Origin of the sequence: Streptomyces sp. NPDC056600, from assembly GCF_042792855.1 — a bacterium.
GTDB lineage: Bacteria > Actinomycetota > Actinomycetes > Streptomycetales > Streptomycetaceae > Streptomyces.
Genome location: NZ_JBHTVQ010000046.1, coordinates 1 through 6,360, shown reverse-complemented (window position 1 = coordinate 6,360; position 6,360 = coordinate 1). Strand labels below are relative to the sequence as shown.

4 protein-coding genes and 1 tRNA gene are annotated in these 6,360 nt (G+C 74.4%); 1 reads left to right on the top strand and 4 read right to left on the bottom strand.

Going from position 1 to position 6,360, the window contains the following annotated elements:
• Window positions 1-235 precede the first annotated feature (235 nt).
• On the bottom strand, window positions 236-2,335 hold the full coding sequence (locus tag ACFRAV_RS22015; RefSeq protein ID WP_382557970.1) for a putative bifunctional diguanylate cyclase/phosphodiesterase: 2,100 nt from the start codon (window positions 2,333-2,335) through the stop codon (window positions 236-238).
• A gap of 354 nt (window positions 2,336-2,689) precedes the next feature.
• Between ACFRAV_RS22015 and ACFRAV_RS22010 the strand changes: the two genes are divergently transcribed.
• Window positions 2,690-4,282 (top strand): M6 family metalloprotease domain-containing protein, encoded by a 1,593-nt coding sequence (locus ACFRAV_RS22010; RefSeq protein ID WP_382557969.1) that lies wholly within the window; start codon window positions 2,690-2,692, stop codon window positions 4,280-4,282.
• Window positions 4,283-4,332: 50 nt separating this feature from the next.
• Here the strand turns inward: ACFRAV_RS22010 and ACFRAV_RS22005 are convergent.
• From ACFRAV_RS22005 to ACFRAV_RS21995, 3 genes are all read right to left on the bottom strand, one after another.
• Window positions 4,333-4,406, bottom strand: a tRNA-Lys gene (locus tag ACFRAV_RS22005).
• 106 nt (window positions 4,407-4,512) lie between these two features.
• Window positions 4,513-4,899, bottom strand: a complete 387-nt coding sequence (locus ACFRAV_RS22000; protein WP_351114095.1) for a hypothetical protein — start codon at window positions 4,897-4,899, stop codon at window positions 4,513-4,515.
• A gap of 285 nt (window positions 4,900-5,184) precedes the next feature.
• The gene (locus ACFRAV_RS21995) at window positions 5,185-6,282 is read right to left on the bottom strand and encodes an LLM class flavin-dependent oxidoreductase (protein ID WP_382558007.1); all 1,098 of its coding nucleotides are present in this window, start codon (window positions 6,280-6,282) and stop codon (window positions 5,185-5,187) included.
• Window positions 6,283-6,360: the final 78 nt, after the last annotated feature.

The following is a 6,360-nucleotide window of genomic DNA, read 5'->3' as shown; positions in this document are numbered from 1 at the left end:
CACCGGCACCCCCGAGCACCCGCCGGAGGCGGCAGGAGATCGCAGCCCCGGACGGCTGGGAGGCCAACCAGGCGGTCCTCTCCCACCTCGCCGAACACCGCGTCCCCTGGCACCCCTGACCACCGCGCCCCTGGTGCTCTCGCCCCACCGCGCCGCCCCGCTCCCACGGGAGGCGGGTCGCCCCGGCTTGCGGGTGCGGGAGGACGGCTGATTCGCGTTCGGCGCGTGGGGGCGGTCAGAGGACCGGGGCGTCCTGGGTGAGGAGGGTGACGATGTCGTCGGGGGCAACGGGGCGGCTGTAGAGCCAGCCCTGGCCGGTGTCGCAGCCGATGCGGCGCAGCCGGGCGGCCTGCGCCGCCGTCTCCACGCCCTCGGCGGTGACGCTGAGGCCCAGCCGGTGGGCGAGCTGCACCATCGCCTCGACGATCACCTCGTCCGCCGCGTTCGGCGCGGAACGGCCGCTCTCCCCCGCGGCGCCGGCTCCGGCCCCGTCCTCGTACTGGAACCCCCGGACGAACGACCCGTCGAGTTTCAGGACGGACACGGGGAGCCGGCTGAGGTAGGCGAGGTTGGAGTACCCGGTGCCGAAGTCGTCGATGGCGATCCGCACGCCCATGTCGCTGAGGGCCTGGAGCGCCTTGATCGGCCGGCCCGCGGACCCCATCAGCGCGGACTCGGTGAGTTCGAGCTGCAGCAGCCCCGGGTCGAGCTCGCACTCCGCGAGGATCCGCGCGACGTCCGACACCAGGTCGGAGTCCCAGACCTGCCGTACCGCCACGTTGACGCTGACGAACAGGGGCGGCTCGCCCGGGTGGTCGAGCTGCCACCGCCGGGCCTGCCGGCAGGCGGTCCGCAGGATCCACCGCCCCAGCGGCACGATGGACCCGTCCTCCTCGGCCAGCCCCACGAACCGGTTCGGCGAGAGCATCCCGAACTGGGGGTGGTCCCACCGGACCAGCGCCTCCACCCCGCGCACCCGCCCGTCGGACATCCCGACCAGCGGCTGGTACTGGAGGACGAACTCCTCCCGCTCGATCCCGGGCCGCAGCGTGGAGACCAGGGCCTGCCGGGTCATCCGGTGCGCGTTGCGCTCGGGATCGAAGAGGGTCCAGCGCGACTTCCCGTCGGCCTTCGCCCAGTAGAGCGTGGTGTCGGCGGCCTGCATCAGCCCGGTCGCCGTGGTCCCCTCGGCGTGCCGCTCGACGACGCCGATGGAGGCGGAGACGGAGAGCCGCTGCCCGGAGAGGTCGAACGGCGCCTGAAGGGCGGTGAGGACCGCCTCGGCCAGGTCGGCGAGCTGCTCGGTGCCGGAGGAGTCCTCCACCAGCAGGGCGAACTCGTCGCCGCCGAGCCGCGCCACCAGCGGCGCGCCGGTGCGGTTGAAGCCGGCCTCGTCGGCGCACCGGGTGAGCCGCTCGGCCACCGCCGCCAGCAGCCGGTCGCCCACCCGGTGGCCGAGGGTGTCGTTGATCGCCTTGAAGCCGTCGAGGTCCAGGTAGCACAGCCCGACCCGGCCGGTGCCGACGTCCGAGGTCAGGGCGGTCTCCAGGGCGGTGGTGAGCCGCTCGAAGAAGAGGCTGCGGTTGGGCAGCCGGGTGACCGGGTCGTGCATCTGGAGGTGCCGCAGCCGGGCCTGGAGCTCACGGCGGGCGGAGATGTCGGCGACGGAGAGCAGCACGCCTTGTTCGCTGCCGGTCAGCGGGGTCACCGTGACCTGGGCCCACAGGGAGTGCCCGTCGGGGTGCTTGAGCCGGCGGGTGCAGCGCAGCACCGCCTGGCGGCCGCGCAGCACCTCCCGGTACGCCTGCCAGGTGCGCGGGTCGGCGGCCAGGTCCACCAGGTCGGCGGCGACCCGGCCGGCCAGCGTGTCCGGACGGGGTGCGCCCAGGAGCCGGGCGAGGGTGGCGTTGGCGCCCACCACCAGGCCGTCCGGGGCGACCACCGCCATGGCCAGCGGCGCCGCCGTGAAGGCGGACCGGTAGGCGGGGTCGAGGGCGAGCAGCGCGTCGCCGGCCGCGTGAGCGGCGGGCGTCCGTACGGCTTCCCGCTCCTGGCCTCGCGGGGGTTCCTGGCCCCGCGCGGGCTCTTGGCTCCGTACGGGTTCCTGGCCCCGCGGAGGTTCCTGGCCCCGCGGGGCCTCCTGGCTCCGTACAGGTTCCTGGCCCCGGGCCGGCTCCTGGTTCCGCGCGGGCTCACCGGTGACGGCGCCGCGGGCGTACCTGCCCCGCCGGGGGGACGGCTTCGGTCCGGCGGCAGGGCCGGGCGAGGCCGGACCCGCTGAGGGCGCCGCGGGCGCCGAGGGCTCCGCGCCACGCTCCGTGACGGTCTGGCCCATGCGATCCGGAGCAGCCGGACCTTCGGACGTTCCGCTCACCGCTTGCTCCCGCAGTGCACTCGATCTTCGTATGGGTAGTCCGGTTCAGGAAGGGTCAGGAAAGTGTGCCGATCATAGAGGCAGCCCCCAGGCCCTTCCAGCCGTCCAATTCCGCACTGGGGCAAACCACCCCAGCCGCGGATCGCTTGCGTCCAGAAATGGACACGTCGCTTCGCCGGCCGATCAGTTGTGACGTTCCGTGACCGAAGCTCAGTTCGAGTCCCGGCCGGGGCGCCGGGATGCGCAGGTCGCCCCTCACCCTTCCGGGTCAGACGAACAGGGCATCTCTGCACACCATCACACAGTCTGGGTGCGGTGTCCCGGAAATCGCGCCCGGAGGTAGCCGTGCCGTGTCCCGTCCCCTTCAGCAAGGGGTTCCGCCGCCGTCCGGGCATGCGCACCTCGGCGGCCGTGGTCACCACCCTGTCCGCACTCGCCGCGACGTCCATCGTCGCCCACCCCTCCGCCGCCGGGACCAGCCTGGAACCGTGCGCGCTGGAACGCACCTCCGCCCACCACTCCGAGGGGCTCGACACCTGGAACGCCCATTACCCCCGTCCGACCCGTCCCCTCGACGCGGTGATGGTGTTTCTTTCCTTCCCAGACTCGGAGCCGCTCACCACTCCGCGGCAATTGATGGCCGACCATTTCCCCCTCACCAACGACTACTTCCGGCGGGCCTCGTACGGAAGGTTCAGCGTCCGGCCGGACCCGGTGCGGACTTGGCTGAGAATGCCGCGTGCGTCCACGGAGTACGCGATGGAGCGCGACTGGAGCTCCGCCCGGCGCGCCGCGTACCTCGAGGACGCGCTCTCCGTCTCCGATCCGGTCGTCGACTTCTCGCGGTACGACATCGTGTACCTGGTCGCCGACCCGGACGCGCCGGGCGTGAACGCGGACGCCACCAAGGTCGTCAACCTGTCCAAGCCGCTGCGCGCCGACGGCACCGACCTGCGGCGGGTGGTCACCGTCTTCGAGCGGCATCCGCCGGACCGGCTGGTGCTGGCCCACGAGACCGGTCATGTGCTGGACCTGCCGGACCTGTACCACCGGCCCCGGGACGGCAAGGGCGACTGGGACACCCATGTGGGCGACTGGGACCTCATGGGCAGCCAGTTCGGGCTCGCGCCGGACCTCCTCGGCTGGCACAAGTGGAAGCTGGGCTGGCTCGACTCCGGACAGATCAGCTGCGTGCGGGGCCCCACCCGGCTCACCCTGGAGCCGCTGGGGGTGGGCGGCGACACCGGCGACGACACCGGCGGGGAGACGGGCGGGAGACCGGAGACGGCGGAGGCCGCGGCGGGAGCGGAGCGCGGGGCGTCGACGGGGCGGGCGCCGGAGGCCGGGGAGTACGGGGCGTTCGGTGCGGCCGGAGAGGCCGAGGGGACGGAGGAGGCCGAGGGGGCGGAGAGGACCGGGGCTGTGGGGACTCCCGGGGCTGCGGCCGGTGCGGCTGCGGCCGACGGGTTCGGGGCGGTGGGCGGCGGGGCCGTCGCCGGGGGCGCCGGCTCGGCCGCGATGCCGTACTTCGGGCTGGGCGGCGGCACCAAGCTGGCGGTGGTGCGGACCGGACCGGACAGCGTGCTGGCCATCGAGGCGCGCGGCCCCGTCGGAAACGACGCCACCACCTGCTCGGAGGGCGTACTGGTGTACCGGGTCAACGGCGGCACGGACTCGGGCAAGGGCCCGGTGGAGGTGGTGGACTCCCACCCCGGCACCTCGGCCTGCCCCGACCGGTCCGTGTACCCGCCGCTGGCCGACGCGCCGGTGGAGGCCGGGGAGACGTTCACCGTGCCGGGGGACGACGTGCGGGTGCGGGTGGAGGGGCGCACGGCGTCGGGGGCGTGGACGGTGCAGATCACCCCGGCGCCGGGGGCGGAGGTCCCCGCCTCGCTCGAGGACCGCTGAAACGCCGGAGGCCCGGTCCACGTTTCCGTGAACCGGGCCTCCGGTGTCGGTGCGCCGCCAGGGACTCGAACCCCGGACCCGCTGATTAAGAGTCAGCTGCTCTAACCAACTGAGCTAGCGGCGCCTGCTGACATCGTAGACATTAGCACCCCGATCCGGGTGACGAGAAATCGATATCCGCGCGGGGGTCGCGCGGACGCCGTGCGGGGCCGGACCGCGGCCCGCGCCGGCTACACGGGGCCCGGCGAGCCGCGGTGGCCTGCGGGTCCGGGGGCGTCCTCGACGCCGCTGAGCAGGTCACGGCCGAACTCGACCATCTTGATCGCGTAGTCCTCGGTCCAGTCCGCGCGGGCCGCGATGTCGGCGGCGGAGAGCCGGTCGAAGCGGCGGGGGTCGGCGAGCTGGGCGGCGGCCATCGCCTGGTACTCGACGGCGCGGTCGGTGGCGGCGCGGAACGCGTGGGTGAGTTCCGTCGCCCGGGTCAGCAGCGCCTTGGGGTCCTCGATCGACTCCAGATCGAAGAAGTGCTCGGGATCGGCGGCGGCGGCCGTCGGCTCGAAGAGCAGGGGCGCGGGGCGTAGCCGCGGGTTGGTGTTGCGCGGCGTGTGCTCCGCCATGCGGGTCTCCGTTCCTCGCGTACGTTCGTGGTCACCGCCATCCATTGTCCCGCCCCCCGCAACCCCCACCTTTGGCCCCCGCTCCCGAGACCTCTCCCCGGGACCGTGTCCCCCTGCGAGGCCTGCGAGCGGCCGGCCCGCCGGCCCACCCCCTCTGCGGGCGGCCGGGCCACCAGGGGTCGATCGCCCGCAGGGGGGCGAGGCGGCCACCAGGCGCGGGGCCCGCGCCTGGTGCAGGCAGGAGGGCGAAGACCCCGAGGCCCCAAGGCCCAAATGCCCCCGGGGCTAGAGGACGGGAAGGTTGTAGGCGTCGGCAATGAGTTCGTAGGAGCGGAGGCGGACGTCGGGGCCGTGGGCGTTGGCCGTGAGCATCAGCTCGTCCGCCCCGGTCCGCTCACGGAGCGCGTCGAGCCCGGCCCGCACCTGCTCCCCCGTGCCGTGCACGACGTTCGCGTTCCAGGAGTCCACGAACTCCGTCTCCGCCGCCGTCCACGGGTGGGCCTCCGCCTCCTCCGGAGTGGGGACGAGGCCGGGCCGCCCGGTGCGCAGCCGCAGCATGTTCAGCGCGGCGGCCCGTACCTGGCGCCGTGCCTCGCTCTCCTCGTCCGCGGCGAGCGCCGCCACGCCGATCAGCGCGTACGGCGCGTCGAGGACCGCCGAGGGCCGGAACGACTCCCGGTACAGGTCCAGCGCGGGGACCGTGTTCCGTGCCGAGAAGTGGTGGGCGAAGGCGAAGGGCAGCCCCAGCGCCCCCGCGAGCTGCGCGGAGAAGCCGGAGGACCCCAGCAGCCACACCGGCGGCCGGTGCGCCGACTGCACGCCCCCCGCCGCCGACCCCTGCACCGGCCCCGGCACCGCGTGGATCCGCGCGTACGGGTGCCCGTCGGGGAAGTCGTCGTCCAGGAAGCGCAGCAGCTCGGACAGCTGCTGCGGGAAGTCGTCGGCGCCCTCGTTCAGCCGGTCGGTGCGCCGCAGCGCCGCCGCGGTGGCGCCGTCGGTGCCGGGGGCGCGGCCGAGGCCGAGGTCGACACGGCCCGGGGCCATCGCCTCCAGCGTGCCGAACTGCTCGGCGATCACCAGCGGGGCGTGGTTGGGCAGCATCACGCCGCCGGAGCCCAGCCGGATCCGCCCGGTCTGGGCGGCGAGGTAGGCGAGGATCACGGCCGGCGAGCTGGAGGCGACGCCGGGCATGGAGTGGTGCTCGGCCACCCAGTAGCGGTGGAACCCGCGGGACTCCGCGAGCCGCGCGATCCGCGCCGAGGTGGCCAGCGCGTCGCTCGCGGTGTACCCCGCGCCCACGGTGACCAGGTCGAGGACCGAGAGGGGGACGGGGGCGCCGCCGTGCGCCGTGCCGCGGATGTCGTCGTCGGTCCGGTCCGTCACTGTCACCCTCGTACTCCCTCTTCACCGCTTACCGTGCGTCCGGCGACAACGCGGCGGGGCGGTGGCGTATTCCGCCAC